The 25,394-nt window shown below is 36.9% G+C and carries 31 protein-coding genes; 26 read left to right on the top strand and 5 right to left on the bottom strand.

Going from position 1 to position 25,394, the window contains the following annotated elements; all coding sequences use genetic code 11:
* The 9 genes from glf (at nucleotide 1) to ACZZZA_RS09935 (ending at nucleotide 8,344) form a co-directional block, all read left to right on the top strand.
* Nucleotides 1-1,104: a UDP-galactopyranose mutase gene (gene glf, locus ACZZZA_RS09895; protein WP_463431397.1), complete on the top strand. Its 1,104-nt coding sequence runs from the start codon at nucleotides 1-3 to the stop codon at nucleotides 1,102-1,104.
* A 427-nt stretch (nucleotides 1,105-1,531) separates the two neighbouring features.
* On the top strand, nucleotides 1,532-2,128 hold the full coding sequence (locus ACZZZA_RS09900; RefSeq protein WP_463431398.1) for a Crp/Fnr family transcriptional regulator: 597 nt from the start codon (nucleotides 1,532-1,534) through the stop codon (nucleotides 2,126-2,128).
* A 608-nt stretch (nucleotides 2,129-2,736) separates the two neighbouring features.
* Nucleotides 2,737-2,955 (top strand): hypothetical protein, encoded by a 219-nt coding sequence (locus ACZZZA_RS09905; protein ID WP_463431399.1) that lies wholly within the window; start codon nucleotides 2,737-2,739, stop codon nucleotides 2,953-2,955.
* Nucleotides 2,940-4,889, top strand: coding sequence for a catalase (locus ACZZZA_RS09910; RefSeq protein ID WP_463433750.1), 1,950 nt, complete (start codon nucleotides 2,940-2,942; stop codon nucleotides 4,887-4,889). Before ACZZZA_RS09905 ends, ACZZZA_RS09910 begins: the two co-directional genes overlap by 16 nt.
* A 24-nt stretch (nucleotides 4,890-4,913) precedes the next feature.
* Nucleotides 4,914-5,471 carry a YciE/YciF ferroxidase family protein gene (locus tag ACZZZA_RS09915; RefSeq protein ID WP_463431400.1) on the top strand — a complete coding sequence of 186 codons (558 nt, stop codon included), beginning with the start codon at nucleotides 4,914-4,916 and terminating at the stop codon, nucleotides 5,469-5,471.
* Nucleotides 5,472-5,525: 54 nt separating this feature from the next.
* Nucleotides 5,526-6,704, top strand: coding sequence for a PQQ-dependent sugar dehydrogenase (locus ACZZZA_RS09920; protein ID WP_463431401.1), 1,179 nt, complete (start codon nucleotides 5,526-5,528; stop codon nucleotides 6,702-6,704).
* Between the two features lie 5 nt (nucleotides 6,705-6,709).
* A complete protein-coding gene (locus ACZZZA_RS09925) occupies nucleotides 6,710-7,675 on the top strand; it encodes a gluconolaconase (protein ID WP_463431402.1) in 966 nt (321 codons plus the stop codon).
* 73 nt (nucleotides 7,676-7,748) lie between these two features.
* Nucleotides 7,749-7,844: a hypothetical protein gene (locus tag ACZZZA_RS09930; protein WP_463433752.1), complete on the top strand. Its 96-nt coding sequence runs from the start codon at nucleotides 7,749-7,751 to the stop codon at nucleotides 7,842-7,844.
* Nucleotides 7,829-8,344 carry a DUF4142 domain-containing protein gene (locus tag ACZZZA_RS09935; RefSeq protein ID WP_463431403.1) on the top strand — a complete coding sequence of 172 codons (516 nt, stop codon included), beginning with the start codon at nucleotides 7,829-7,831 and terminating at the stop codon, nucleotides 8,342-8,344. Before ACZZZA_RS09930 ends, ACZZZA_RS09935 begins: the two co-directional genes overlap by 16 nt.
* Nucleotides 8,345-8,457: 113 nt before the next feature.
* Here the strand turns inward: ACZZZA_RS09935 and ACZZZA_RS09940 are convergent, their stop codons facing one another.
* Nucleotides 8,458-8,808: a Crp/Fnr family transcriptional regulator gene (locus tag ACZZZA_RS09940; RefSeq protein ID WP_463431404.1), complete on the bottom strand. Its 351-nt coding sequence runs from the start codon at nucleotides 8,806-8,808 to the stop codon at nucleotides 8,458-8,460.
* A 50-nt stretch (nucleotides 8,809-8,858) separates the two neighbouring features.
* The gene (locus tag ACZZZA_RS09945) at nucleotides 8,859-9,053 is read right to left on the bottom strand and encodes a hypothetical protein (RefSeq protein WP_463431405.1); all 195 of its coding nucleotides are present in this window, start codon (nucleotides 9,051-9,053) and stop codon (nucleotides 8,859-8,861) included.
* A 413-nt stretch (nucleotides 9,054-9,466) separates the two neighbouring features.
* On the opposite strand from ACZZZA_RS09945, the gene ACZZZA_RS09950 reads away from it, so the two are divergent.
* The 14 genes from ACZZZA_RS09950 to ACZZZA_RS10015 all read left to right on the top strand — a co-directional run bounded on the left by ACZZZA_RS09950 (nucleotide 9,467) and on the right by ACZZZA_RS10015 (nucleotide 18,809).
* Complete coding sequence (locus ACZZZA_RS09950) at nucleotides 9,467-10,063, top strand: Crp/Fnr family transcriptional regulator (protein ID WP_463431406.1); 597 nt, start codon at nucleotides 9,467-9,469, stop codon at nucleotides 10,061-10,063.
* Nucleotides 10,064-10,235: 172 nt separating this feature from the next.
* Nucleotides 10,236-10,649: a thiol-disulfide oxidoreductase DCC family protein gene (locus ACZZZA_RS09955; protein WP_463431407.1), complete on the top strand. Its 414-nt coding sequence runs from the start codon at nucleotides 10,236-10,238 to the stop codon at nucleotides 10,647-10,649.
* A 74-nt stretch (nucleotides 10,650-10,723) separates the two neighbouring features.
* Nucleotides 10,724-11,047, top strand: a complete 324-nt coding sequence (locus ACZZZA_RS09960; RefSeq protein WP_463431408.1) for a CCC motif membrane protein — start codon at nucleotides 10,724-10,726, stop codon at nucleotides 11,045-11,047.
* Nucleotides 11,048-11,219: 172 nt separating this feature from the next.
* The gene (locus ACZZZA_RS09965) at nucleotides 11,220-11,378 is read left to right on the top strand and encodes a hypothetical protein (protein ID WP_463431409.1); all 159 of its coding nucleotides are present in this window, start codon (nucleotides 11,220-11,222) and stop codon (nucleotides 11,376-11,378) included.
* A 26-nt stretch (nucleotides 11,379-11,404) separates the two neighbouring features.
* Nucleotides 11,405-11,806, top strand: coding sequence for a hypothetical protein (locus tag ACZZZA_RS09970; RefSeq protein ID WP_463431410.1), 402 nt, complete (start codon nucleotides 11,405-11,407; stop codon nucleotides 11,804-11,806).
* Between the two features lie 260 nt (nucleotides 11,807-12,066).
* A complete protein-coding gene (locus ACZZZA_RS09975; RefSeq protein WP_463431411.1) occupies nucleotides 12,067-12,258 on the top strand; it encodes a hypothetical protein in 192 nt (63 codons plus the stop codon).
* A 179-nt stretch (nucleotides 12,259-12,437) separates the two neighbouring features.
* On the top strand, nucleotides 12,438-13,181 hold the full coding sequence (locus ACZZZA_RS09980; protein ID WP_463431412.1) for a KGG domain-containing protein: 744 nt from the start codon (nucleotides 12,438-12,440) through the stop codon (nucleotides 13,179-13,181).
* A gap of 62 nt (nucleotides 13,182-13,243) precedes the next feature.
* Nucleotides 13,244-13,837 (top strand): YciE/YciF ferroxidase family protein, encoded by a 594-nt coding sequence (locus tag ACZZZA_RS09985; RefSeq protein ID WP_463431413.1) that lies wholly within the window; start codon nucleotides 13,244-13,246, stop codon nucleotides 13,835-13,837.
* Between the two features lie 132 nt (nucleotides 13,838-13,969).
* A complete protein-coding gene (locus tag ACZZZA_RS09990) occupies nucleotides 13,970-14,500 on the top strand; it encodes a CinA family protein (RefSeq protein ID WP_463431414.1) in 531 nt (176 codons plus the stop codon).
* Nucleotides 14,501-14,536: 36 nt separating this feature from the next.
* The gene (locus ACZZZA_RS09995) at nucleotides 14,537-14,992 is read left to right on the top strand and encodes a hypothetical protein (RefSeq protein WP_463431415.1); all 456 of its coding nucleotides are present in this window, start codon (nucleotides 14,537-14,539) and stop codon (nucleotides 14,990-14,992) included.
* Between the two features lie 39 nt (nucleotides 14,993-15,031).
* Entirely contained in the window at nucleotides 15,032-15,283 is a 252-nt protein-coding gene (locus ACZZZA_RS10000; RefSeq protein ID WP_463431416.1) for a GlsB/YeaQ/YmgE family stress response membrane protein, read from the top strand.
* 81 nt (nucleotides 15,284-15,364) lie between these two features.
* Nucleotides 15,365-17,626, top strand: coding sequence for a cytochrome-c oxidase, cbb3-type subunit II (gene ccoO, locus ACZZZA_RS10005; protein ID WP_463431417.1), 2,262 nt, complete (start codon nucleotides 15,365-15,367; stop codon nucleotides 17,624-17,626).
* A 9-nt stretch (nucleotides 17,627-17,635) separates the two neighbouring features.
* Nucleotides 17,636-17,857 carry a hypothetical protein gene (locus ACZZZA_RS10010; RefSeq protein ID WP_463431418.1) on the top strand — a complete coding sequence of 74 codons (222 nt, stop codon included), beginning with the start codon at nucleotides 17,636-17,638 and terminating at the stop codon, nucleotides 17,855-17,857.
* A 184-nt stretch (nucleotides 17,858-18,041) separates the two neighbouring features.
* Entirely contained in the window at nucleotides 18,042-18,809 is a 768-nt protein-coding gene (locus ACZZZA_RS10015) for a succinate dehydrogenase/fumarate reductase iron-sulfur subunit (protein ID WP_463431419.1), read from the top strand.
* Nucleotides 18,810-18,860: 51 nt separating this feature from the next.
* Here the strand turns inward: ACZZZA_RS10015 and ACZZZA_RS10020 are convergent, their stop codons facing one another.
* From ACZZZA_RS10020 to ACZZZA_RS10030, 3 genes are all read right to left on the bottom strand, one after another.
* A complete protein-coding gene (locus tag ACZZZA_RS10020) occupies nucleotides 18,861-19,880 on the bottom strand; it encodes an NAD-dependent epimerase/dehydratase family protein (protein ID WP_463431420.1) in 1,020 nt (339 codons plus the stop codon).
* A 236-nt stretch (nucleotides 19,881-20,116) separates the two neighbouring features.
* Nucleotides 20,117-21,571, bottom strand: a complete 1,455-nt coding sequence (ccoG, locus tag ACZZZA_RS10025) for a cytochrome c oxidase accessory protein CcoG (RefSeq protein ID WP_463431421.1) — start codon at nucleotides 21,569-21,571, stop codon at nucleotides 20,117-20,119.
* Between the two features lie 95 nt (nucleotides 21,572-21,666).
* Nucleotides 21,667-21,792 carry a hypothetical protein gene (locus ACZZZA_RS10030; protein WP_463431422.1) on the bottom strand — a complete coding sequence of 42 codons (126 nt, stop codon included), beginning with the start codon at nucleotides 21,790-21,792 and terminating at the stop codon, nucleotides 21,667-21,669.
* Nucleotides 21,793-22,179: 387 nt separating this feature from the next.
* On the opposite strand from ACZZZA_RS10030, the gene ACZZZA_RS10035 reads away from it, so the two are divergent.
* The 3 genes from ACZZZA_RS10035 to ACZZZA_RS10045 all read left to right on the top strand — a co-directional run bounded on the left by ACZZZA_RS10035 (nucleotide 22,180) and on the right by ACZZZA_RS10045 (nucleotide 25,318).
* Entirely contained in the window at nucleotides 22,180-22,485 is a 306-nt protein-coding gene (locus ACZZZA_RS10035) for a helix-turn-helix domain-containing protein (RefSeq protein ID WP_463431423.1), read from the top strand.
* Nucleotides 22,482-23,711 carry a type II toxin-antitoxin system HipA family toxin gene (locus ACZZZA_RS10040; RefSeq protein ID WP_463431424.1) on the top strand — a complete coding sequence of 410 codons (1,230 nt, stop codon included), beginning with the start codon at nucleotides 22,482-22,484 and terminating at the stop codon, nucleotides 23,709-23,711. The genes ACZZZA_RS10035 and ACZZZA_RS10040 overlap by 4 nt, the downstream gene beginning before the upstream one ends.
* Before the next feature lie 254 nt (nucleotides 23,712-23,965).
* Nucleotides 23,966-25,318, top strand: coding sequence for a sigma-54-dependent transcriptional regulator (locus ACZZZA_RS10045; RefSeq protein WP_463431425.1), 1,353 nt, complete (start codon nucleotides 23,966-23,968; stop codon nucleotides 25,316-25,318).
* Nucleotides 25,319-25,394: the final 76 nt, after the last annotated feature.

Below are 25,394 nucleotides of genomic sequence, written 5' to 3' on the forward strand. Positions count from 1 at the left end.
ATGTATGATTTTTTAATAGTAGGCTGCGGTTTTGCCGGAGCCGTGTTGGCAGAGCGTCTGGCTTCAGAAGGAAAGAAAATTTTAATTGTTGACAAGCGAGATCACATTGCAGGAAATGCTTTCGATTACTACAACGAAGACGGCATTCTGATTCATAAATACGGACCTCATATTTTTCATACCAATTCCGAAGATGTGTTTAGATATTTAGGAAAATTTACCGATTGGCGACCTTATGAGCACAGGGTTTTAGGGAGTGTAGACGGTTTATTGGTTCCCATTCCTATTAACCTGACAACAATTAATGATTTGTATGGTAAAAATTTAACTTCAGATGAGGTTACAGATTTTTTAGCCTCAAAAGCTGAGAAACGAAATCCCATTCTCACCTCCGAAGATGTTGTATTAAATGGAGTGGGGAAAGAGCTTTACGAGAAATTTTTTAAAGGATATACCAAAAAACAGTGGGATCTTGATCCTTCAGAACTGGATGCTTCGGTTACGGCACGTGTTCCCACCAGAACCAATAAGGATGACCGTTATTTTACGGATACTTTTCAGGCAATGCCTAAAAACGGGTATACAGAGATGTTTAAAAAGATGCTGTCGCACAAAAACATCAGCATCATGCTGCAAACCGATTACCGGGATATTGTTGATGTAATTCCTTTTAAAACTTTGATTTATACAGGTCCGATCGATTCATATTTTGATTATTGTTACGGGAAGCTGCCTTACCGTTCTATTGATTTTAAATTTGAAACCCTGAATCAGGAAAATTACCAGCCCACAGGAACGGTGAATTATCCGACCTCCAATTTATATACAAGAATCACGGAGTTTAAATTTTTAACCGGACAAAAAAACGAGAAAACCACCATCGTTTACGAATATCCTACAGCCGAGGGAGATCCTTATTATCCGATTCCGCGGAAACAGAATCAGGAAATTTACAATCAGTATAAAAAACTTGCAGAAGATCTTCCTGATGTATTTTTCACAGGCCGTTTGGGAACGTATAAATACTACAACATGGATCAGGTGGTGGCCCAGTCACTGTCACTTTTCAAAAAATTAAAAAGCAGGGAAGAGTATGTTCAATAATGATTTTCTGCCTTCCAACATCAATCCTTTTAAAAGTTTTCTGATGGGTGGTTTTGAGTGACTTTAAAGATTCGCTGGATGCGATTAATATCTGTGCTTAAAAGAACTGTTTATCTATAAATCCTTCTTACCATAAGAAGGATTTTATATTGATATGGTCTTCTGATGGTAGTCGTCTCATCTGTTTTTTTGGTTTTGCTGCGGAACATCTATTTAACACAAAACTTATTCTGAAATCTTTGAAAATTATTCTGCTGATTACGTGATATTTGAGTCTGTACTATTATGCTATGATCTTAATCATACAGAAGAAATCACCTATCCTACTATATTTGAATCGTTGGATGTACACAATCAGTGATATAATGTTTTGCAGTATTTACTATAAAAGTTTGTACATAATTTTTCATTAATTTTTTTTTACAGTATGTTAGTCGATGAAGATTTACTCTTTCGATATGGAGGAGAACTAGTAAGTTTTGCCAAAAATGATATTATATTTAGAGAGTCGGAAACACCCAAATTTTATTATCAAATAAAACAAGGTAATGTAAAAATCAATAATTACCATCAGGAGGGCAAGGAATTTATTCACAGTCTCCCTTCAGCAGGACACAGCCTTGGAGAGACATTCATATTTTCTGAAAGACCATATCCTGTCAATGCAATAGCAATGTCTGATACAGAGATTATCAGGGTTCATACTTCAAGATTTTTTGAGTTGGTTCAAAGTCACAAAAATATTTTATTCAACCTTTATCTTTACACTTCAGAGAGAATGCATTACCGGTATATAATGCTCAATAATTTATCTTCTAACAATCCTTTTAATAAGGTACTGTGTGTGATAGATTGTCTGAAGCATTATCATAACGTAACAGAGCAGTATGCGTATCAGATTCCCTACACACGTCTTGAAATTGCATCGCTAACAGGGTTAAGAGTCGAAACGGTTATCAGGGTAATCAAGCGTATGGAACGGGAACATATCGTAAAAATTTTCAACGGCAAAATTTTTTATTGATTCTAAATGCGGACTCATGATTTAATATTTACAAATCATTCCCGAACATAAAACATCATCTGATCACATCAATTCAGGCAACTGGTAAAGTTTTTTTTACTTTTAATACCAATCCTTGAAGATTTAATTGCCTAAAAATAGAAAGGCATCATCTCATTACTCCAGGAAAGCAAAATCTTTCTTACTAATTTTTCAGGAAGTTGAATAAATCTCATCAATATGATTAGGGTCATAGGATAGTTTTCGATGAACTTGTACTTTTGATATATACCACATCAAAGAACTGTTATTATGAGCAATTATTATTCTACTTTCGGAAATAGGCCTACTGTTTTCCGGTGCAAAAGGAAATCATTTCTACAACAATACATTCAAATTTTTCTAGCGTCAGGATTTTTTCAATGATTAAATTTAATCTCACAGGAAATTTTCTGCGAATTCCTTATTGAAGGATTGAATTAAATTTTAATTGTTGGAGGTCATCATACAGACTACCATCAGTCTCATACATTACGTACAAAATTTCGAATCCGGCAATAAAAACTTGTTTAGAATACAAGAGTAGTTAGCAGTTCAGGCAATAAGACAATTAACACCGACAATATATTATGGAAAATGAAAGTTTAGGATCAAATTCGAAGCGTGATCAACTTCAAAGTCACACCACAGATAACAGCAACGAATTACTGACAACCAATCAGGGATTGAAAATTAATAACAATCAGGATTCACTGAAAGCAGGTGAGCGTGGTCCTCTCTTCTGGAAGATTTTATTCTTAGAGAAAAAATCACGCATTTCGATCACGAAAGAATTCCCGAAAGAGTAGTACATGCACGAGGTTCCGGAGCTCACGGAGTTTTTAAATTAAACAAAAGCCTCGCAGAGTATACCAAAGCCAAATTTTTAAATAATGTAGATAAGGAAACTCCTGTATTTGTAAGATTTTCTACCGTTGCAGGAAGCAGAGGAAGTACAGATTTAGCGCGTGATGTCAGAGGTTTTGCCGTGAAGTTTTACACAGAAGAAGGAGTTTATGATCTGGTGGCGAATAACATTCCTGTTTTTTTTATTCAGGATGCCATCAAGTTTCCGGATCTCGTCCATGCCGTAAAACCTGAACCCGACAATGAAATTCCACAGGCTTCTTCAGCACATAATACTTTTTGGGATTTCATTTCATTGATGCCCGAAAGCACACACATGATCATGTGGCTGATGAGTGACCGTGCCATTCCGAGAAGCTACCGTATGATGGAAGGCTTTGGTGTTCATTCATTTAAATTTGTCAACGAACAAGGTAAAGTACACTTTGTGAAATTTCACTTTAAGCCAAGATTAGGAGTACACTCAGTAGCCTGGCCTGAAGCTCAGAAAATTTCAGGAAACGATCCTGATTTTCACAGGCGTGATCTTTGGGAAGCTATCGAAAACGGAGCTTTTCCGGAATGGGACTTCGGTGTACAGCTAATTCCTGAAGAAAATGAACATGCTTTTGATTTTGATCTATTGGATCCTACAAAATTGGTTCCTGAGGAGCTTGTTCCTGTTCAGTTGGTAGGTACACTTACTTTAAACAGAAATCCCGATAATTTCTTTGCCGAAACCGAGCAGGTAGCATTCCACCCGGGTCATATCGTTCCTGGGATAGATTTTAGTAATGATCCGCTTTTACAAGGCAGACTGTTTTCTTATACAGATACTCAGCTTACCAGATTGGGATCACCTAATTTCCATGAAATCCCGATCAACAGATCCATCACTACCATTCACAATAATCAGCGAGATGGTCATATGCGTCAGCAAATCGCTAAAGGAAAAGTAAGTTATGAACCTAATTCGATAGGTGGCGGATGCCCATTTCAGGCAATGATGAAAGATGGTGGCTTTGCTTCTCAGGAAGAGCGTGTAGAAGGTCACAAAGTAAGAGCAAGAAGTGAGAGTTTTGTAGATCATTATTCGCAGGCAAAGTTATTTTACAACAGTCAGTCAACATTTGAAAAAACACACCTTCAAAATGCATTGGTTTTTGAACTTTCAAAAGTAACCATTCCGGCAATCCGTGAGAGAATGGTGGGTCAGCTGGCTTTCGTTGATAAAGATCTTGCCAATGATGTTGCGTCACGTTTGGGAGTTGAAGTGAAAATTCTTGATCAGCCCAATCAGAGTATTCCCGCCGATGCAGATCCTGCAAGTCTTCAAAGTAAAGAAATCGAACCTGTAACGAAGTTCTCTGACGCTTTAAGCATGGCAAATACTGTTAAAAATACGATTGAAAGCCGTGTCATAGGTTTTATGATGACCGATGGATTTGACGCTGCTTCTACCGACCGTTTAATTGAAAAATTAGAAGGGCAGGGCGCAGTTGTTCAGTATATCGCAGATTCTGTAGCGCCCGTAAAATCATCCCAGGGTCAGGCTTATATTCCGGATCATGCGTTATCTACAACATCAAGTGTGTGTTTTGATGCATTATATATTTGTGGCGGAGCAGAATCCGCAGCAGGTTTTGTGAGACCGGGAAATAAAAATATGACCGTTGATTTCATCAATGAAGCATTTCGTCATTGTAAAGCAATTTATTTCGGAGCAGATACTGACACGCTGAAAAATCTAACAGATGTTGCATTAATTAAGCACGATGATCCGGGAGTGATATCAGCAGATAATTCTGATGCAGATGATTTATTTATTGATGCAATCGCCAATCACAGAGTCTGGCAATTTGAAAAAGAAAGAAACGGACAAATCGATAATATTTAAATATAAACCATTAAACAATATAGTATGAAAAAGACAGACAACCAGAATAAGAAAGCAGGTAAGGTAACCGCTAAATCTTCCGCAGCTGAAGGGCTTAAAGAACTGTTTATTGATGAATTAAAAGACATTATTTATGCAGAAAGAGCATTACTGAAATCTTTGCCAAAAATGGCTAAAAATGCAACCGAACCTAAACTTGTATCAGCCATTGAAGAACATGTCAGAGTTACCGAAGGACAAGTTCAGAGACTGGATCAGATTTTTGAAATTCTTGGAGAATCAAACCGTGGTAAAAAATGTGATGCCATGGAAGGTCTTATCAAAGAAGGGGAAAGTATTATGGAAGAAACAGAAGCCGGCCCGGTAAGAGATGCGGGAATTATTTCCGCTTCACAGAAGATCGAGCATTATGAAATTGCGTCATACGGAACGTTGGTTGCCTTTGCAAATACGCTTGGCGAAAACGAAATTGCTTCCCTGCTTGAAGCAACTCTTGCAGAAGAAAAAGAAGCAGACGCATTGCTTACTGAATCTGCATATAATTCTATCAATTTTGAAGCGGCTGAGGAGGATAACGATTAAATAACCTTACATCAAGCTGCACTGTGCAGCTTGATGTTTTTTAAACCAATAAAGATGAACAATCAATATTTTTTTAAAGTTGTTCCTATCGTCACTGCTTTTGTGTTTGCCACAGCATCTGCGCAGCGAGGGATTCCGCCCAAGGAAATAACCAAAATTACCCATTCCACGAATTATCCTGAACATCTTGATTTCCTTCCTGAAATGGTGAATCTTCTGAAGGTTCCCGAAGGATGGACGGTGTCAGTAGCGGCTTCCGGTCTGGGGAAACCAAGAATGCTTTATCATACTCCCAATGGAAATCTCTACATAACAAGGCGAGATACAGGAGATGTATTGCTTTTGAAGGATCTAAACAATGACGGTAAATTTGAGGAAATAAAAACTGTAGCTGCAGAATTCAAAGGCGTTCACGGAATTACGATGAAGGATGGATTGATGTATTTGTGTAATAATAATGAGTTACGCCGATATAAGGTTAATCCAGACGGTACACTTTCCGACAAAGAAATGCTGTTTAATGATATGCCGAGCGCAGGTCAGCATCCGAACAGAACAATGGATTTCGGACCTGATGGTAAGCTTTATATCTCAATCGGAACGCTATGTAATGATTGTAAAGAGTCTGACCGCGAGGCTGCTACCATGGTACAGGTAGATACTTCAACAGGGAAGCGAATGATTTTCGCATCAGGACTTCGAAACACTATAGGTTTCGACTGGCATCCGCAGACCGGTGAACTTTGGGGAATGGATAACGGAGGCGATGCAAAAGGAGATGATTGGCCGCCTGAAGAATTAAACAATATTAAAGAAGGTAAAAATTATGGATATCCTTTTGCTTATGCTAAAAAAGAGGTTGATAAAACCCGTGAAGATCCGGCAGGAAACAGCAAAGAAAAATGGGTAGAAACAACGGAGCCTTCTACAGCTGAATATCAGGCGCATATGGCACCTTTAGGATTTCAGTTTTTCCCTGCTGGATCTCCCTACAGTGGAGATGCATTGATTAACTGGCACGGATCATGGAACAGAAGCAAACCTGTTGGCTTTAAAGTACAGCGAATCAAGTTTTCTAATGGAAAGCCGGTCGGCGAAGAAGATTTTCTGACTGGTTTTCTTAAAGGTAAAACCAGATTCGGAAGACCGGCAGGAATAGCGATCTCAAAATCTGGTACGGTATACATTTCTGACGATGCCAACGGCGTTCTTTACAGTATTAAGCAAAAATAAGCACTATGAAAAAATTAATAGTATGTGTATTAATGGCAGGATGTGCATCTGCAATTCCCGACCAGCCCACTGCAAGAATAGAATTTAATGCTCCCGAAACGTATCCCGAAGGAATTGCCTATGTCAGTGCATCTGATGTTTATTTTGTGTCATCAGCCAGACTTGGAAGCGTTGGGAAAGTTACTCCTGCAGGTGTTTACAGTTCGCTGATCAATGATCCTTCCTTCAAATCAACTTATGGAGTAAAAGTTCATCCTGACGGTAAACGCTTGTTTGTCTGTGTCGGCGATGCTAATTACAGCAAATTTACGTCTCCGGATACCCGGAAAAAAATGGCAAGATTGGTAGGAATCGATATGGCTACAGGAAACAAAACAGATGATATCGATCTGTCAAAATTAGTTGAGGGAAATCATTTTGTGAATGATCTGACCTTTGACGATCAGAAAAATGCCTATGTGACCGATAGTTTTTCCAATGTGATTTATAAAGTAACACCGGGCGGTCAGGCTTCAGTTTTTGCGGACAGTCCGATGTTTAAAACAGAAGGAATAGGCCTTAACGGAATTGTTTATCATCCATCTGGTTATTTGCTCACCGTGAACAGCGGAACGGGGGCAATTTATAAAATCGACCTAAAGAATCCGAAAAACATCACCAAGGTCATTATCGATCAGTTTTTTGTAAACGGTGACGGACTTTTACTCACCGGAAACCAAAAACTTGTCGTTGTGCAAAACGGAGGAAGTGATAAAATTTATGAACTGACTTCAGAAGATAACTGGTCTTCGGCAAAACTATCTGCGTCCACTTTAGCGGCGGATCGATTTACTTATCCTTCTACAGCTGCCATGGCAAAAGATAAAGTATGGATTATGAATGCGAAATTTTCGGAGCTTACAGACAGTACCAATGTACCTTCGAAGAGATTTGAAATGCAGCACGCACGATTGGTGCCATTCCCAAAATAAATCTTATATATCAACAACAATCATTAAAAAATATCAAACCTATTAAAATTTTATTATGAAAAAATCAATTGTAATGCTTTTAGCAGTTGCCGCAGTAACAGCTTGTAACAAAAAGAAACAACAGCTGCTGACAATTCTCAAGACAATACTGAAATGTCTGCTTCTGTAGATTCAGGGTCTATGACGAGTGACACTGCTACAACGACAGCGCAAACCTCTGCTGAAACAACGACCCTCAGTGATCAGGACAAAAAATTTGCTGATGCAGCTGCAAAAGGAGGAATGATGGAAGTAATGACCGGGGAACTCGCAGCAAAAAATGCTACCAATGCAACCGTAAAAGCTTTGGGGCAAATGATGGTAAAAGATCATAGTAAAGCGAATGAAGAGTTAAAACAGTGGGCGGCAGCCAATGCCTACACTTTGCCGACCAATGTAGATGCTGATCAACAGAAGAAATATGATGAGCTGAAGGCAAAAAAAGGAGCAGAATTCGATCGTATGTACACTGACCTTATGGTTACCGATCATAACAAGACTATTGCTGATTTTAAAAAACAAGCTGCTGAAGGTTCTGAAACTTCTTTAAAAGGATTTGCAACTAAAACGCTTCCGGCTTTGGAGCATCATTTGATGGAATCTGAGAAAGCTAAGAATGCAGTAAAATAATTAATATTCCAATTGCTTAATAATCCCACTTTTTTGTGGGATTTTTTTTTTGATTTCTGCTTCGTATATGGTCTGTTCCTGAAGTCAATTTTATATGACAGGATAGTATCGTATTAATAGTAAACTCTGCCTCTAATGATCTTAACGATAGCATTATTCTCCATTTTCTTTAATGTCCTGATAACGGTTTCAACCCGCAAACCCGTCAACGAAGCAAGTTCTTTTCGGGTATAAGGAATTTTGTAAGAATAGGGCTCTTTGTTAGTATTTTTGGATTTTAAATAATTCAATAAGGTTAAGAGCTGGTGCGCGGCATCTTCTGAAGTCAGGCTATTCAGAAATATATAACTGAAATAAGTCCTGTCGGCAATTTTATGGAGAAACTTCATTTGAACTTCAAAATCCGATTCCAGCAACTGAAGAAATTTATTGCGTTTTAACCGTAACAATGTACAGTTTTCCATCGCAACGGCATTAACAGAGTAAATGTGTTTGGAAAAAAGAAAAATTTCACCTACGAATCACCATCTTCATGAACACTCTGAATAAATTCACCTCCTACTGTCTTGGAATTTGTGAGTTTTATTTTTCCTTTCACGATTTGGTAGTAATACTCAGAAGAAGTATTCTCTTCAAACAGAAATTGCGACTTCTGTACTGTAATAGTTTCTGCTCCAAAAGTGTTGAGCAATTCCTTCTGTATCACCATAATTACCGATTGAAATTTGAAAGTGCTCATTGTAAAGCTACCTGCAAAGTACACAAATATACAATTTTTAAAAATTCTGATTTACGATCACAACCAAGCCATTCGGTTTTTATATTCTAGCATTCTAACAGCCGAATATAAGTATGAAAAGGTCTTTTAATAAGCAAACAAATAAAGAAAGCGATGATATTTTTTAGTGGCTGGGATAAGTCCTGAGTTGGCGTAAAATAAAAATATGATCTAGGTCATACTTTAAGCATCGCTGATACGTTTATCTTTGAGCTTCATTATTGTTTACATTGTCGCACAAAGTGTAATTTAAACAGAACTGTGCTAAGATTGCAAGGAACCAAAGACAAACTTGGTCGAGCGAACAATAATGTAAAACAGTAAACCCAACAGAAACTTAAATTATGTCTATCGTAGAACAACTTCTGCATTCAGTAGGAGCAATAGAAGAAGAATACCAAGCCGGCGACTATATCTTTCGGGAAGCTGCGATGCCTCAATTCTATTATCAAATTGTTTCAGGCGAAGTCAAACTTAATAGTTATAATGAAGATGGCAAGGAGTTTATTCAGAATATCTTTTCAGACGGAACATGTATAGGGGAGTCAATGCTCATTTTAGGGAAACCTTACCCTGTAAATGCAGTAGCACTCACAAAATGTTTGATCCTGAAATTAAACCGAAACCAATTTCTTCAATTACTACAAGATCACCCGGATCTTATCATAGATATGTTTAAGACACTCTCGGAAAGAGCGTATGAAAAATCGCTTTTGATGCGCAAGATATCAAGCAAAAATTCAGAAGAACGATTGACGGAGTTATTTAATGTTTTAAAAGAAACCCAGAAAGATCAGGGAAAATTTTCATTTGAAATCCCGCATACCAGACAACAGTTGGCTTCACTAACCGGACTTCGTATTGAAACGGCAATACGTGCTATCAAACGACTTGAAAAATCGGAGGTCCTGATCATTAAAAATGGTAAGATCTTTTATTAAAACAAGACTTGATTGATCAGTGAAAATTTGATCTCATATTATCCAGAAACATTTATGACTAAAGTCATTTAATAGGGAGTTAAAATCTATTAACTTTGAGAATGCGCTTTGCAAAATAGGTTATCATGTACTGATAGATATATTTGCAGTTAGGGATTAAAATACATCGCAAATGGAAGAGCAATTTAAAAATAAAAATATCGTATTCTTTGACGGCGAATGCGGAGTCTGTAACTTCTGGGTGCAGTGGATCTTGGAACGGGATCTGAAAGACAAATTTCTGTTTTCATCACTGCAATCTGATTTTGGACAAAGATTTTTAAAAGAACGAGGTCTTGATACCCAACAATTCAATACGTTGTATCTTTTGAAGACTGATGGAAATTATTTAATCAAATCTAAAGCAGTTCTAGAGATTGCAGGTCTTCTAGGTGGCATTTACTCTTTTCTCAAAATAGGAAAGTTGCTTCCAAAATCTATCAGTGACAGATTATATGATATGGTTTCACGGAACAGAATGAAACTTTCTGCCCAAAAATGTTTTCTACCTGATCCGCATCAGAAGAAAAAAATCATACAGGTTTAAATCAGAATATTCTGACAGTTCGTTGTGACTTCACTTCATTTTGTAATCTTTTTCCTATAAACATCAATTTAATAATGAGAGACTCCAAATCACCTTATGCCACTGCCGTACTTGTACTCGGGATTTCGTCGGTCGCACTTTGCTGCTGCTATGGAGTGCCGGGAATTCTTACCGGGATGGTCGCTCTTATTTTATATGGAAAAGAAAAGAAAGTCTATGAAAAGAATAAACAGAACGATAAAAATTTTGATAGTTTACAGACAGGAAGAACGCTCAGTATTATCGGAATGAGTATGAGTTTCTTATATATTGTTTATCTGCTTTTTTCATTATCTATGGTAGGTCAGGCGGGGATCTCAGATCCGTCCCTGTTACTGAAAAAGATCATGGAGAAGTAATATAAAATAAGGTCAGAATTTGTGATAATGTGATCTGAATCATTTTTTTTAATAGATCAATTCTTTAATTTCGATCCAGTAAATGTGCAGATCAATGCCTAATAAGGAATGACATAAACACAAATGCAGATTCGTACACCAGCGATACAACCAAACCATAAAATATAATAATATGAAAGCAATTGTTTTACATTTGCAGGGTAATTTTTCCTGCAATAGAGTGAAGGATCTGGAAATTAAAGATCCAACTATTTTCTCACAATCTTACGACTTTGGTTCTGCGACAGTCTACAACAATCTGTTTAGCGATAAAGACAAATATACCTTATAGTACTTCATACTGTAAAAAATATTCTCATGGAAGTGAAACAGTCTTTACTCGATTATATTGATATTCCCGGCCCCGGAAATTTTGAAGCAAGAGGTTTTGATTGGGTTACGATTACTGATATCTATGAAATGCAGTTTGATGATGGTGATATTTCAGAGTTTTTGCTTCTGGAATGCAAACCCTCAACAATACCCGGAAAAAATAATGCACATACTGCACATTTCTATACGAAAGAAGCAACTTCTACCATGATAATATCACGAGGTTTAAATTTTGTAAAGATAGGCGTATACGGACGTAATGAGTCGCCCAATATGGATGCAAATATTGTGGATCAGGCAAGGAACTTAGCAATTGCATTGGGTGGTATGGTGGGAATTTCAAAGATTCAATGGAAGGCTTTTGCGGATGCATTGATTGAGTTTTAAAATTCCAAATTTCTACATTCGAAAACATTTTGTATTACTGAATAAGCCCAGTTTTAGTGAAATATATTGTGAAATTCAGATCTTGGTAATAATATTTTAAAAAAAATTATGTAATTAAAGAATTGATATACAAAAAGATATAAAAATATTAACTCATTATGATCATCGTCATAGGATTTTTTTTGCTCACTTTATAGCTTTGAATAACCAAATTAAATTATATGAAAGCATTAATTTTTTCAGTCCTTGTTCTAGGGCTTGTGACAGTAACTAGTTGTAAAAAAGAAGTTCAGACGGCATCTCCATCCGCTTCAGATACGATCTCCAATACGGAGGACACAATGAGTGTAAATTCTAATTCTGCGGATACGATAACTCCGCCTTTGCAGACTGCTCCCGATAGTACAGATCTTAATACGAATGATTCAGTGAGCGGGAATCCTCGCCCATAAAATAAGCATTTTCTTAATCTAAGATTCAGTAAAGTACTGTTTCTAAGCATCAATATTCATATTCTTTTACAGTATGATGGTAACACTATGCCCCAAAATATAACCAAACCCACTGTAGTCCAATACTAGTCACGGACTATGGTAAATCACTATATATTAATTTAAAAAAAGTAAATGTTATGAACAGTAGAAATTCAAACAACAGAAATTCCGGTAGAAATTCATCTGATGATGATCAGTCAATGCTTGAAGAGGCATACCAGTTAGGCTATGAGCATGGCTATAGCGATGGTAGCGAAGATGAGGATTACGATGACGATTTCTCAGATTATGAAGATTATTTCGAAGAAGACGAAGATTACGATGATGATAATTACGATGATGATGATTACGATGATGATGAAGACGATGATGATAATGACAACAGAGGCCGAGGAAGAGGAAGAAGCAATAACGGAAACCAGCAGAGAGACAGCCAGGGAAGATTTAGTTCTGGCAGCGGAAGAGGAGGCTCTGGCTCGGGAAGAGGAGGAAATTCAAATTCAGGAAGATCAGGATCAGGTTCCGGATCCCGTGGAAGAGGTGGATCCCATGGTTCGTCAGATAATGATAACTATGACCGAAGACATGATAATCCAGGAAGACCAAAAGGCAGCGGTAACAGTAACGGAAGATCTTCAGGATCCGGCAGATCAGGATCTGGTCAGGGAAATTCAGGTTCAGGTTCAAGATCCGGAAACAGCGGCGGTTCAGGCAGAGGCTCTAATTCCGGCTCTGGAAACGGAACATCTAGAAGAGGATTTGCTTCAATGAGTAAAGCTGAACGAACAAGAATCGCACGAATGGGAGGTCAGGCTTCTCATGGAGGCGGAAGATCATCAGGATCCGGAAGATCAGGATTCGGAGGAAAACGTAATTCATAATTCTTTTTTCAGGTTGCCTCTGGAAAGAGAGGCAGCCTTTTAATTATTTAACCCTAAAAAATATGGCAACTAAAACACCCGAAAACAGCACAACGTCTGCAACAGATAAAAATAAAAAAATGGAAATGGGAAATGCGACTGTAAAAGAGAGAGAAATGAAAAATGCTCCGTTGCATAAATTTTTTGTAGATGCTCTAAAAGATATTTATTACGCTGAGCACAAATTAATAGACGCTCTACAGACCATGCACGATGCTGCAACCACAGAAGAACTGAAGGATGCATTTGAAGATCATCAGCTTCAGACCAAAAAACACATCAGCCGTTTAGATAAAGTATTTACATTGATCAATGAAACTCCTGAGCAGAAAACCTGTGAAGCGATGGACGGTCTGATTAAAGAAGGTGAAAAAGTTATTCAATCAACAGACGAAGGCTCTATGACCAGAGATGCAGCACTTATTATTGCAGCTCAAAAAGTAGAACATTATGAGATCGCAACCTATGGTGGTCTTGTTCAGCTTGCCATTACGATGGGTCATGATAAAGCTGCAGAGCTGTTGGATAAAACACTACAGGAAGAAGAAGATACCGATTACAATCTGACGGAAATCGCAGAGACGAATATTAATTTTGATGCACAGCAGGAAGATTAATAACTATTCATTTTCTTTAATAAGAAGCCATACAGAAAGTAATGTATGGCTTCAATTAAAGAAATAAAGGTTAGAACTTAAAGGCGGATCCCAACAACCAGGTATTTATAAAATCATCAATAAAAATTACTCATGGAATTTAATACGGTACTTTTAAAAGAAATCAACGAACAGTTGATGTACTGCGATGAGACAATTTCCATTGCCGAAAGTGTGACCGCTGGTTTATTGCAGGTTGCATTTTCTGAAATGACCAACTCCAAATTATTTTATAAAGGTGGTGTTACCGTTCACACTCCCGATAAAATCGTCAAGTTGCTGAAGGTAGATATTTCCGAAATAAAAAACTCAAACTGTGTATCCAGCTTTGTAGCAGACACAATGGGGCGTCATGCTTCCAAAATGTTTGATAGTGACTGGTGTATTGCGACCTCTGGCTATTGTACACCGGAAAGGAACTCCATGTATGGAATATATGCCTATTATTCAATATTATATCGCGGAAAAGTCATTTTTTCAGATAAGCTGGAACTAGATGATAAAATAGATTCTCTTACGGTCAAATTATATTATTGTGAGCACATTTTGCAAAAGTTTTTAGGTCAGTTGAAGCTTCATTATATTTTAAAATCTGACCAGCGTGCAGAGTCAAATGCACAGTAATATTCAATCATTAAAACTATTAATATACTTATTTGTATGAAATATCTGCTTCTGATTTTTATGTTGATATGTAGCAGCATTACTGCTCAGATACTGAATGTGGCTCAGATTCATAAGATCGGGCTGCATACGTTTGATGATCTAGATAATCTCATGGTAAACCAGCATAAGTTTAAGCGTGTGGAAGATGTTGAAGATGATAATCAGAGAGTGTATACAAATGACAGTGACCAGCTTGATCAATTGCTTGTGGTTACGGTCATCAGAGATTCGAAAGGTTGTGCTAATGTACTCAGTATTGTCGACAGGTCAGCCGAAAATGTTTTTAAACTAAAAAATGACCTACCGCAAGAAGGTTTTGAATATATAGGTAAAAAAAAGATGTCAGAAGAATTAATTGTATCTCAGTTTAAGAACGGTAAAGTACATATTTTAATCTCTGATACGATCACTTCAGCCGGAGCATATCAGATATTGTTGATGTGCAGGTAATAAATAGAATAAGTATTAATCAATATTATCAATTGCATTATGGAAATTTTAGCATGGATCTTTGTAGGAATTGTAGTAGGAATAATAGCCAAATTAATTTTAAGAGATTATTCGGCAGCGTCATGGTTATTGACCATTATACTCGGTGTTATCGGTGCTGTCGCCGGAGGATTCATATCAGCAACTATTGTTTTAGCGACTGATAACCGTTGGGAAATAGGACCGGTAAGTACAACTATAGCAGGAGCGGTGGGATTGCTGATGGTTCACCGCATCATTGAAAAGTACTGATAATAAACATTCTTCAAATTACATTATTTGAAATTCACCGTATTCCTTTAAAATTGTAATACTAAAAAATATAAACGTTTTATGGAGCCGCAAAAGTTTAGTTATGATAATACAATTGTCAAAGCCTTTTTATATGCTACTGTTGTATTCTCACTCTTCGGATTTCTCTTTGGATTAACGGCTGCTCTTCTGCTTTTTTATCCTGAACTTCCGGAATTTTTATTTGGAACAGATGATGCGACCATCAGATCATTTTCCGCACAAAATATTCAGGGATTAATGAATACCCAGGGAGCGTTCGGATTTGGGCGAATCAGGATGCTGCACACCACGAGTGTGATTTTCGCTTTTGTCTGCAATAATGTATTTGTAGGGATATATTATTCTCTTCAGAGATTATTGAAAACCAGAATGTACAGTGATGTACTCTCATGGATTCATTTCTGGTCATGGCAGTTAATGATTGTAGCAGCCTATATCACCTTCTTCATGGGAATCAATACTTCGAAGGAATATGCAGAACATGAATGGCCGATTGATATTTTAATTGCATTTTCATGGATTGCTTTTGGACTTAATATGTTTCTGACGATTGCTAAACGAAGAGTCAGACATTTATATGTGGCGATCTGGTTTTATGTCGGAACCTGGATTGCATTTATCATGCTCCATATTTTTAACAATCTTGAAGTCCCGCTCAATTATACAAGCTGGAAATCTTATTCAGTGTATGCAGGAGTAAAAGATGCAGTGGTACAGTGGTGGTATGGGCATAATGCTGTTGCATTTATTCTTACAACACCGGTACTCGGATTAATGTATTATTTTTTACCAAAGGCAGCAGACCGTCCTGTATTTTCTTATAAACTATCCATTATTCATTTCTGGTCTTTAATATTTGTTTATATCTGGGCAGGACCGCACCATTTGCAATATACCTCAATACCTGCATGGGCTCAGGCGGTCGGGACAGGATTTTCGATCATGCTCATTGCTCCTTCCTGGGGCGGTATGCTTAATGGGCTCTTAACCCTGCGTGGTTCCTGGGATAAAGTAAGAGTAAATCCTATCCTGAAATTTTTTGTTGTTGCAGTAACCTGCTATGGGATGGCAACATTCGAAGGACCACTTCTGGCGACTAAAAACATTAATAAAATAGGACATTATACCGATTGGGTGATAGGTCACGTACATGTCGGTGCATTAGGCTGGAATGGTTTTATGGCCTTTGGTGTTATTTATTACCTGATCCCTATTTTGTGGCGTACACAGATCTGGTCAGTGAAAATGGCCAATTTGCATTTTTATTTGGGTACATTAGGGATTGTTTTTTATGTAATACCCATGTATATTTCAGGTTTCACTCAGGGGCTTATGTGGAAACAATTTAATCCTGACGGTACTCTGCTGTGGAAAAACTGGCTCGATACGGTAACGGCAATTATTCCCTATTTTCAATTACGTTTTGTAGGTGGATTATTGTATTTCACCGGAGGAATATTGATGGTGATTAATTTGGTTGCCACAGTCAGAAAAGGTTCTTTTGAGAAAAATGTGCCTGCAGAAGCATTTGCGCTGTCAACGATCAGCAACAAACGTAAAGAAGGGGAGGGAGCTCATCTGTGGCTTGAGCGTATGCCGGTTCTGATGGGTATTTTGTCTCTCCTGGCAATTTCTATCGGAAGTATTACTGAGATCATTCCAACCCTGTCGATGGACAAATCGGTTCCTGTTATTTCGGCAGTAAAACCCTACTCACCATTAGAACTTGAAGGAAGAGATCTTTATATTCGTGAAGGATGCAATGCCTGTCATACCCAAATGGTAAGACCTTTCAGAGATGAAATTATTCGCTTCAATGGTAAAAACGGGCAGTATTCTAAAGCCGGAGAATTTATTTATGACAGACCTTTTCTATGGGGATCTAAAAGAACTGGACCCGATTTGCATCGAGAGGGTGGAAGAAATCCAAGTTCATGGCATTACAAACACATGTACAATCCAAGATCTACATCTGCGGGCTCTATTATGCCGAGATATCCCTGGTTGATCTCTAACAATTTGAATCGTTCGGGTATGATCAATAAAATTAAATTGATGAAAAATGTATTCGATGTTCCTTACACCAAAGCTCAAATAGATTCTGCCGATCGATGGGCAGATAATCAGGCAGCAGAAATAGTAGAAGATATTTTCGTTGAAGCGCCCGACCTTAAAAGCGACTATTCTACCAGACCACCGGGAGAACTCGAAAAAAAAGAAATTATAGCATTGATCTCATATCTCCAAAGACTTGGGACTGATATCAGAACCACTGAAATTAAAACCGCTTCAAACAACTAAATCTAATCTATGAAAAGTATGGTCACCTCAATATTACTGGTGGATAAGGAGCATTATGGAATGTACGAGGTCTTATCCACGATCAGTGTTATGCTCATGGTTCTGGCGATCGTTTTATATATTTTCACAAAAAAACATAAAAGAGAGCAGGTTAGGGCGCCGTTGGACGATGAAGAAATCAGATCAGAATCAGACACTAAATCTGAATCTGAATCTGAATTTCAAAAATGAGCGCGCATGAAATTTAATATTGTACAAGATCATCTGGAAAGTCGGCTGTACCACATTCAGAACAGGCAAAAATGAACAATGATTCTACGACTTTTTCAAGAAAGACCGAGGAGTCTCCAACCAACGATAAGAAAAATAATAAACCCAATACTTTAGGGTCAAGATAAATAATAATAAAAATAGCATGAGCAACAAACATAATTTAAATCTTACGCTTAAAATCTGGCGACAAAAAAACAGCCGGACAAAAGGCGGTTTTGAAACGTATACGATTTCAGATATCTCCACTGATTCCTCATTTTTAGAAATGCTGGATACTCTGAATGCCAAATTGATCGATGAGAATAAAGAACCTATAGCATTCGATCACGACTGTAGAGAAGGAATATGTGGAATGTGCTCTCTCTACATCAATGGAAGAGCACATGGACCTGATACGGGAATTGCCACCTGTCAGCTTCATATGAGAATGTTTACCAATAACCAGACAATCATTATCGAACCATGGCGGAGTGTGGCATTTCCGGTGATCAAAGATTTGGTTGTGGACCGAAGCTCTTTTGACAGAATAATGGCTGCCGGAGGTTTTATTTCTGTGAATACATCAGGAAATACATTAGATGCAAATGCTATTTTGGTGAATAAGGAAGATGCCGAACAGGCAATGGATGCTGCGGCATGTATAAGCTGTGGTGCTTGTGTAGCCACTTGTCCCAACGGTGCTGCGATGCTGTTTGTCGGAGCCAAGGTTTCACATTTTGCATTTCTGCCACAAGGTCAGGTTGAAAGAAAAAGAAGGGTGCTCAATATGGTAAAAGCGATGGACGAAGAAGGTTTTGGCAACTGCTCAGTTATTGGTGCATGTGAAGTAGAATGTCCAAAACATATTTCATTGGATAACATTGCAAAATTGAACAGGGAATATATGAATGCTTGGATCGATAAAAAGTAATAATAGACTCCAGAAGATCGAAAAACTTGTTACCTCAAGCGAATAGCCACTCTACATTGTTTTTGACGTCATCATTTGGAAAAACATATAATTTCTGTAATGAAAATTGATGCTGTCTGATATGGGATAGAATTCTTGCTGAATGGTACTTCTTAATTTGTCACTGTTATCATACTGTATGCAAGAAACAAATTCAATATTTTCATCAGTTAAAAATTTTGCATTTTTTACCAGAAGAGCAGCAAATATTTTTAATGGCTTTATTGCTTTAAGAAAAGTTTTAGAACAAATAATGGGTTGGTGTTGTCCTGTAATTGTTCTTATATGTGTTGCTAAATCCTTATAAAGAACATTTTCTGACGAAACACAAAAGGCTTCTCCGGCTATATTTTCTTCCATCAGCTGTATAGCAGCTGTTGCCACATCCCGAACGTCAACGCAAGATGTGCCTCCTGAGAATGTAAATCTACTTTTTATAAACAGGTCAGGCATTTGCTCTTTTTCTTTTTTCCAGTTTCCACTTCCGATAATCATCCCGGGATTGATAATAATAGTCTGCAGTCCCTTTTTATCAGCATTTCTTACCAGTTTCTCACAGATGTATTTACTGACTAGGTACGCAGGATATTTTTTGCAATGATCATCTCTTTTAATCTGTTGTTCTATTTCATCTTTATTTACGTGAAGAACAGCAGCAGAACTTACAAATAAAAATTTGTTTACAGACATAGATCTACATGCACTTAAAAGATTTCTTGTGCTTATGATTCCGGTTTCTAAAACCTCATCATCATCGTTAGGATCAAAACTTACTTTTGCTGCACAATGATAAACCTCAGTTACCCCTTGCAGTGCTTTGTGTAGCGACTGCCTGTTATTAAAATCAATCGTGATCCATTCTATCTGATTAAAATAGAAATCTGCATCTGGGGTATACCAATAATAACTTTGCTGAACATCTGACAAATCACTTTGAAGTCTTTTTGATGCTCTCACAGCTTCTCCTTTTTTCAAAAGTTCCAGGACGATGACCCTGCCTAGAACTCCTGTAGCACCTGTTACTAAAATCATGCGTTTGTTTTTAATTCGTAGGGCATACATCCACATTTTATACGATTGATAACTCACGTTTGATGGGGAAGATGATAACTTAAAATTTTTTAACTTAGGCTGTAGATATAATGATTAAAATTGCCTTTATATCAAAGATAAATCACCTTATATCTAATAACTATGACTTACATCATAATTAATTTTGCAGTCAGAAACCCTTTTATAGCAATTGTACGCCTTATTATTGTTAGTTTTTAAAACTGTATTTTAAATGGTCCTTCAAAATAAGTTTCGTACGTGTCAAGAAGATTCTCCTTCTGATCATAGACGCCTATTTCTATATTCTGTTTCGAGAGTTTCATTTGTTTTTCAGGAAAGCTGATATTGAGGTTCCCTTTTACAATTTTGTCTCTTTCAACAGATATTTTACTTGATGCACTCAATGCTATTTCACCATGTTGAGGTTCTATTATTCTGATGGTAACAACTTTCTTTTCATTGGTTCTGTTTAGAAAAGTAAAATTGTAGGTGTTTGTTATCTTTCCGTCCCGTATAAAAAAAGTGCTTCCTGCAGGCTTAATAAATTTGGTTTCCATTTCAGAACGGCTGTATAGCAGATATCCCAGAAAACATTGCAAAGCAACCAAAAGTACGATAAAGCCTTTCATTCTCGCACTGAATTTCATAGGTACTCCGGATTCTATTTCTTTTTCCGAAGCATATCGGATGAGGCCTCTTGGTAAACCTGCCTTATCCATAACTTCATCACAAGCATCAATACACGCTGTACAGTTCACGCATTCCAGTTGCTGCCCGTCTCTGATGTCGATTCCTGTAGGACAAACAACTACGCATTGATAACAATCAATACAATCTCCTTTTCCTGCTGCTCTTCGGTCTTCGGCTTTTCTCCATTTTGATCTGTTTTCGCCTCTTTTAAAATCATAAAATACATTGATCGTTTCCTTATCAATAAGCACTCCCTGCAAACTTCCGTACGGACATACCAAGGTACAAACCTGTTCTCTAAACCATGTGAAAACAAAATAAAATACGGCAGTTAACAAAGTCATAGCAATAAAACTGTTGGGATGCTCAAATGGCCCATCGAGCACAATCCTGAACACTTCTTTATATCCAACAATATCCATGAGCATAATGTGAGTAAATATGAGAGATAATGTCGCATAGATCGTCCATTTTAATCCTCTCTTTCCTATTTTTTCAGAATTCCATTCCTGCCGGTCAAGTTTCATCTGCTTATTTCGGTCACCTTCGATAGCGTATTCAATTTTCCTAAATATATTTTCCAGAATGATCGTCTGTGGGCATATCCAGCCGCATAATATTCTACCAAATACAATGGTGAAAATAATAATACATATCAACGATACAATAGCACCTATTGTAAGGATGAAAAAATCCTGCGGATAGAATGGCTGACCGGCAATGTAAAACTGTCTGTTGATTATATCGAGCTGTAAAGCAGGATTGCCATTGATCGTAACAAAAGGTAATGCAAAATAAAAGAACAGCAGGCTGTAAGCCACCATATTTCGGTAATTGGTATATCTGCCTTTAGGTTTTTTAGGGAAAACCCATTTTCTCATACCCGATTGTTCCATAGTTCTGATGGGATCTCTATAAGTTTCCGGCTCTGATAAATAACCTTGACCGCCTTTCAATACATGTGGATGATGATCTTCCATGACCTCTTACTTTCTTATAATTCAAGTTCATTCAAGCAATATAAACTTATGAAGTAGTTTCGTTAATTTTTAGCTCAGATATAGCAGCTCTTTTGCTAATGTGATTTCTGTAATTCCTGCTCCAATGATATTTCTATTGTAACTAGTCTGATCATATTTTGGAATCTGTTTTTTTCAGCTTTGGTTTCCCAAAAGCTTAAATTACTTCCGTCTCTTTTCATATGAATATATTTTTGTTATTTGTGAATGGTGATTCAAGACATCCAATTTTGTACTATCAGCCTTTCAAAAAAAGTATAAAATGTATATTGAATGCTATGACAATGATCACATAAGGTATTTTTAAAGCAATTTTTTGATACTGGAAATTGTTTTTACCGAGTTGGAGATGTGATAAAGTCATTCATATCTTCTTTGATAATTTCCTAATATTCTTCAGAATAAATTTTCGTTGTGACATCGGATATTTATTTTTATGAAGTTGATAGCCAAACTTTTCCGAAAGTAGAAATCATTCTAGAAAAACAGGAAAAATCCATTAGTATTTTGTATATTTGTAATACAATAATGTTATTTATTCAAAAATATTATTGTTAATTAATACAATAATGATATTTATTTCACTTTCAAAAGCGCAAAAAAGATTAGTTAATAATGTACGTGACAGAAGATTATTAATGAGACTCACTCAAGAAGAGTTGGCAGAGCGTTCAGGTGTGCCACTTTCAACCTTACGAAAATTTGAGCAAAAAGGAATAATTTCTTTGGATTCTTTTCTGAAACTGCTGATGGTGGTCGGCGGGCTGGAAGAATTAATTAATGGTCTTGAACCAAAAAAACCGACCTTTAATTCAATAGAAGATGTTTTGAAAGATAATGAGAACAAAATAATAAAACGAGGTCGACGAAAATGATCAAAACTGTTACAGAAATAAAAGTTGGATTAGACTTTGGTTTAGGGATTCAATCTGTCGGACGTCTTGCCATTAGAAATGGTATGATCTATTTCCAATACGATGACGAATTTGTTAACGACGGATTTGAAATATCTCCGTTTAGACTACCTTTAAAAAGAGATTTGGTAGAACTGCCATCTACGCCATTTGATGGGCTGGCTGGTGTATTCAGTGATAGTTTGCCGGATGGCTGGGGAAGATTATTGTTTGACCGTATGATCAGAGGTCAGGGATTGATGCCATCCGATGTTTCACCTTTAGATCGACTTGCCAATGTGGGAATTCATGGTATGGGAGCATTGGTTTATGAACCGGATAAAAGTACTGAAGTGTCACAAGACTTAATCGATCTGGATCAGTTAGCAGAACAAACACAAAGTGTTCTTGAAGGAAGTTCAGGAGAAGTGATTACTGAACTTTTGGCATTGAATGGTTCATCGGCTGGTGCGAGACCAAAAGCACTCATTGGGATAGATAGCAATCGTAAAAACATTTCCTATGGAGTTAAAGACTTAAATGAGGACTTTGAACATTGGATTGTGAAATTTTCCAATTCACAGGATGGTCCTGATTCGGGAGCCATTGAATATGTATATGCACTAATGGCGACAGAAGCTGGTATAGCGATGCCTGAAGTGCATTTATTCTCTTCTCAAAAAGGTAGCGGATATTTTGCGGTAAAAAGATTCGACAGAGAGGGAAATAAAAAACTACATATGCATACTGTCAGTGGTTTGCTGCACAGCAATTTCAGATTACCTTCGATTGATTATGAAGATATGCTCAACCTGACAGGCACATTGACCAAGGATATTCGCGAGGTTGAAAAAATGTATCGCTTGGCAATCTTCAATATTATGGCTCATAATCGAGATGATCACGCAAAAAACTTTAGTTTTTTAATGAATGAAGCAGGTGAATGGAAACTTTCTCCAGCCTACGACATAACATTTTCAAGCGGTCCTGGTGGAGAGCAAAGTACCATGGTTCTTGGGCAAGGTAAAAATATTACCTTAAAACATCTCGTCAAATTAGGCCAAGATGCTAAACTTTCAAAAGCTTTAATAGATCATATAATTGAGCAAACGAAGAATGCACTAGACAGGTGGGTAGATTTATCTAAAAGTTATGGGGTGAGTAAGAGCAATATAAAATTGATAAATGATGCAATCACAAAATTGTAATATAATTTGAGTAAAACGAGAACATAATATAAAATCCTGTTTTTCAACATATCTGTTTTCAGATTTGTACATTTTAAAATATTTTTAAATAGAAAATAATGGTAAGTATTTATTTAGCATTATCTTAGGAGAACGAAATTCACGTTCACATCTACGGAAAAAGATGTTGCAGCATTTTATTTTTGTACTTATGTATCAGAAAGTAAACAATTTAAAATCCTCATCCATCAAATTAAATTTTAAAAATTAAACAATTGAATAGCATTCTCATTGTAGATGACGAAACAAAGATCAGGACGCTTCTATCACGCATTATCGGTCTGGAAGGATTTGAAGTGTGTGAGGCAAGCAATCTGAAAAGTGCACAAAAACGTCTTGAAATTTCTGATATTGACATTGTAATTTGCGATGTAAAATTACCCGACGGCAGCGGAGTAGAATTTAGTAAAGTAGTGAAAGAGAAGTTTGCAACTACCGAAATCATTCTTCTTACGGCTTTCGGAAATATTCCTGACGGAGTTTTGGCAATCAAAAACGGAGCTTTCGATTATATCACAAAAGGTGATGACAATTCGAGAATTTTACCTCTTATCTACAAAGCCGCAGAAAAAGTAGCACTCAATAAAAGGGTTTTACATCTTGAGAAACAATTAGATACCAAACAATCATTTAACAGAATTATTGGCAAGTCTACTGTAATTTTAGCCGCTATTTCTTCCGCTCAGAAAGTTGCAGCTACCGATGCTACAGTTTTATTGACGGGAGAAACAGGTACCGGTAAAGAAGTTTTTGCGCAGGCAATTCACCATGCAAGCAAAAGAAGTAAAGAGAATTTTATTGCGATCAACTGTTCCGCTTTTGGGAAAGATTTGCTTGAAAATGAATTGTTTGGTCATAAAGCTGGGGCATTTACAGGGGCATTGAAAGACAGTAAAGGTATTTTTGAAGAAGCAAACAGAGGAACTGTTTTTCTGGACGAAATAGGGGAAATGCCTTTAGATCTTCAGGCTAAACTTTTGAGAGTTTTAGAATCCGGAGAATTTCTGAAAGTAGGAGACAGCAAACCGATCAAAACAGATGTGAGAATCATTGCAGCAACCAACCGGGATTTGGAAGTTGAAATTGAAAAAGGAAATTTCCGTGAAGATTTGTATTACAGAATCAATATTTTTATGATTAAACTTCCTTCCTTACGTGATAGAGTAGCGGATATTGAGATTCTTGTCAACTTTTTTCTTAAAAGTTTTTCACTTAAAACCGGGAAAAATATAAGTTCGGTTTCATCAGATTATTTAAAGGCTTTAAAAAATCACTCATGGAAAGGAAATATCCGCGAACTCCGGAACGTCATAGAAAGAAGTGTCATTCTTACAGATTCCTCCGAATTAGAGATAGAAAGTCTTCCTATTGATATTTCAGTTGATAACGGCGAAAAAAATTCTACTCAATCAAAAATGATGTCAGCCTTTTCTATGGCAAGTGCCGAGAAAATGCAGATACAGAAGGTTCTTAATCATACCAAAGGCAATAAAGCTGAAGCTGCACGCTTATTGGAAATTGGTATTGCAACGCTGTACAGAAAAGTAGAAGAATATAAAATTTCTTAAATAATTTTTTCCATTTTGATAATGACCCTATCATTTTGATAGGGTTTTTCGTGTTTCATATAATTCTTATTTTGAG

It is taken from the genome of Chryseobacterium sp. AC405b, from assembly GCF_979258685.1.

Bases quoted from the DNA above. Each gene is read 5' to 3' on its own strand.
- glf (WP_463431397.1), top strand. From the start codon at position 1: ATGTATGATTTTTTAATAGTAGGCTGCGGTTTTGCCGGAGCCGTGTTG.
- ACZZZA_RS09900 (WP_463431398.1), top strand. From the start codon at position 1,532: ATGTTAGTCGATGAAGATTTACTCTTTCGATATGGAGGAGAACTAGTA.
- ACZZZA_RS09905 (WP_463431399.1), top strand. From the start codon at position 2,737: ATGGAAAATGAAAGTTTAGGATCAAATTCGAAGCGTGATCAACTTCAA.
- ACZZZA_RS09915 (WP_463431400.1), top strand. From the start codon at position 4,914: ATGAAAAAGACAGACAACCAGAATAAGAAAGCAGGTAAGGTAACCGCT.
- ACZZZA_RS09920 (WP_463431401.1), top strand. From the start codon at position 5,526: ATGAACAATCAATATTTTTTTAAAGTTGTTCCTATCGTCACTGCTTTT.
- ACZZZA_RS09925 (WP_463431402.1), top strand. From the start codon at position 6,710: ATGAAAAAATTAATAGTATGTGTATTAATGGCAGGATGTGCATCTGCA.
- ACZZZA_RS09930 (WP_463433752.1), top strand. From the start codon at position 7,749: ATGCTTTTAGCAGTTGCCGCAGTAACAGCTTGTAACAAAAAGAAACAA.
- ACZZZA_RS09935 (WP_463431403.1), top strand. From the start codon at position 7,829: ATGTCTGCTTCTGTAGATTCAGGGTCTATGACGAGTGACACTGCTACA.
- ACZZZA_RS09940 (WP_463431404.1), bottom strand. From the start codon at position 8,808: ATGGAAAACTGTACATTGTTACGGTTAAAACGCAATAAATTTCTTCAG.
- ACZZZA_RS09945 (WP_463431405.1), bottom strand. From the start codon at position 9,053: ATGGTGATACAGAAGGAATTGCTCAACACTTTTGGAGCAGAAACTATT.
- ACZZZA_RS09950 (WP_463431406.1), top strand. From the start codon at position 9,467: ATGTCTATCGTAGAACAACTTCTGCATTCAGTAGGAGCAATAGAAGAA.
- ACZZZA_RS09955 (WP_463431407.1), top strand. From the start codon at position 10,236: ATGGAAGAGCAATTTAAAAATAAAAATATCGTATTCTTTGACGGCGAA.
- ACZZZA_RS09960 (WP_463431408.1), top strand. From the start codon at position 10,724: ATGAGAGACTCCAAATCACCTTATGCCACTGCCGTACTTGTACTCGGG.
- ACZZZA_RS09965 (WP_463431409.1), top strand. From the start codon at position 11,220: ATGAAAGCAATTGTTTTACATTTGCAGGGTAATTTTTCCTGCAATAGA.
- ACZZZA_RS09970 (WP_463431410.1), top strand. From the start codon at position 11,405: ATGGAAGTGAAACAGTCTTTACTCGATTATATTGATATTCCCGGCCCC.
- ACZZZA_RS09980 (WP_463431412.1), top strand. From the start codon at position 12,438: ATGAACAGTAGAAATTCAAACAACAGAAATTCCGGTAGAAATTCATCT.
- ACZZZA_RS09985 (WP_463431413.1), top strand. From the start codon at position 13,244: ATGGCAACTAAAACACCCGAAAACAGCACAACGTCTGCAACAGATAAA.
- ACZZZA_RS09990 (WP_463431414.1), top strand. From the start codon at position 13,970: ATGGAATTTAATACGGTACTTTTAAAAGAAATCAACGAACAGTTGATG.
- ACZZZA_RS09995 (WP_463431415.1), top strand. From the start codon at position 14,537: ATGAAATATCTGCTTCTGATTTTTATGTTGATATGTAGCAGCATTACT.
- ACZZZA_RS10000 (WP_463431416.1), top strand. From the start codon at position 15,032: ATGGAAATTTTAGCATGGATCTTTGTAGGAATTGTAGTAGGAATAATA.
- ccoO (WP_463431417.1), top strand. From the start codon at position 15,365: ATGGAGCCGCAAAAGTTTAGTTATGATAATACAATTGTCAAAGCCTTT.
- ACZZZA_RS10010 (WP_463431418.1), top strand. From the start codon at position 17,636: ATGAAAAGTATGGTCACCTCAATATTACTGGTGGATAAGGAGCATTAT.
- ACZZZA_RS10015 (WP_463431419.1), top strand. From the start codon at position 18,042: ATGAGCAACAAACATAATTTAAATCTTACGCTTAAAATCTGGCGACAA.
- ACZZZA_RS10020 (WP_463431420.1), bottom strand. From the start codon at position 19,880: ATGATTTTAGTAACAGGTGCTACAGGAGTTCTAGGCAGGGTCATCGTC.
- ccoG (WP_463431421.1), bottom strand. From the start codon at position 21,571: ATGGAAGATCATCATCCACATGTATTGAAAGGCGGTCAAGGTTATTTA.
- ACZZZA_RS10030 (WP_463431422.1), bottom strand. From the start codon at position 21,792: ATGAAAAGAGACGGAAGTAATTTAAGCTTTTGGGAAACCAAAGCTGAA.
- ACZZZA_RS10035 (WP_463431423.1), top strand. From the start codon at position 22,180: ATGATATTTATTTCACTTTCAAAAGCGCAAAAAAGATTAGTTAATAAT.
- ACZZZA_RS10040 (WP_463431424.1), top strand. From the start codon at position 22,482: ATGATCAAAACTGTTACAGAAATAAAAGTTGGATTAGACTTTGGTTTA.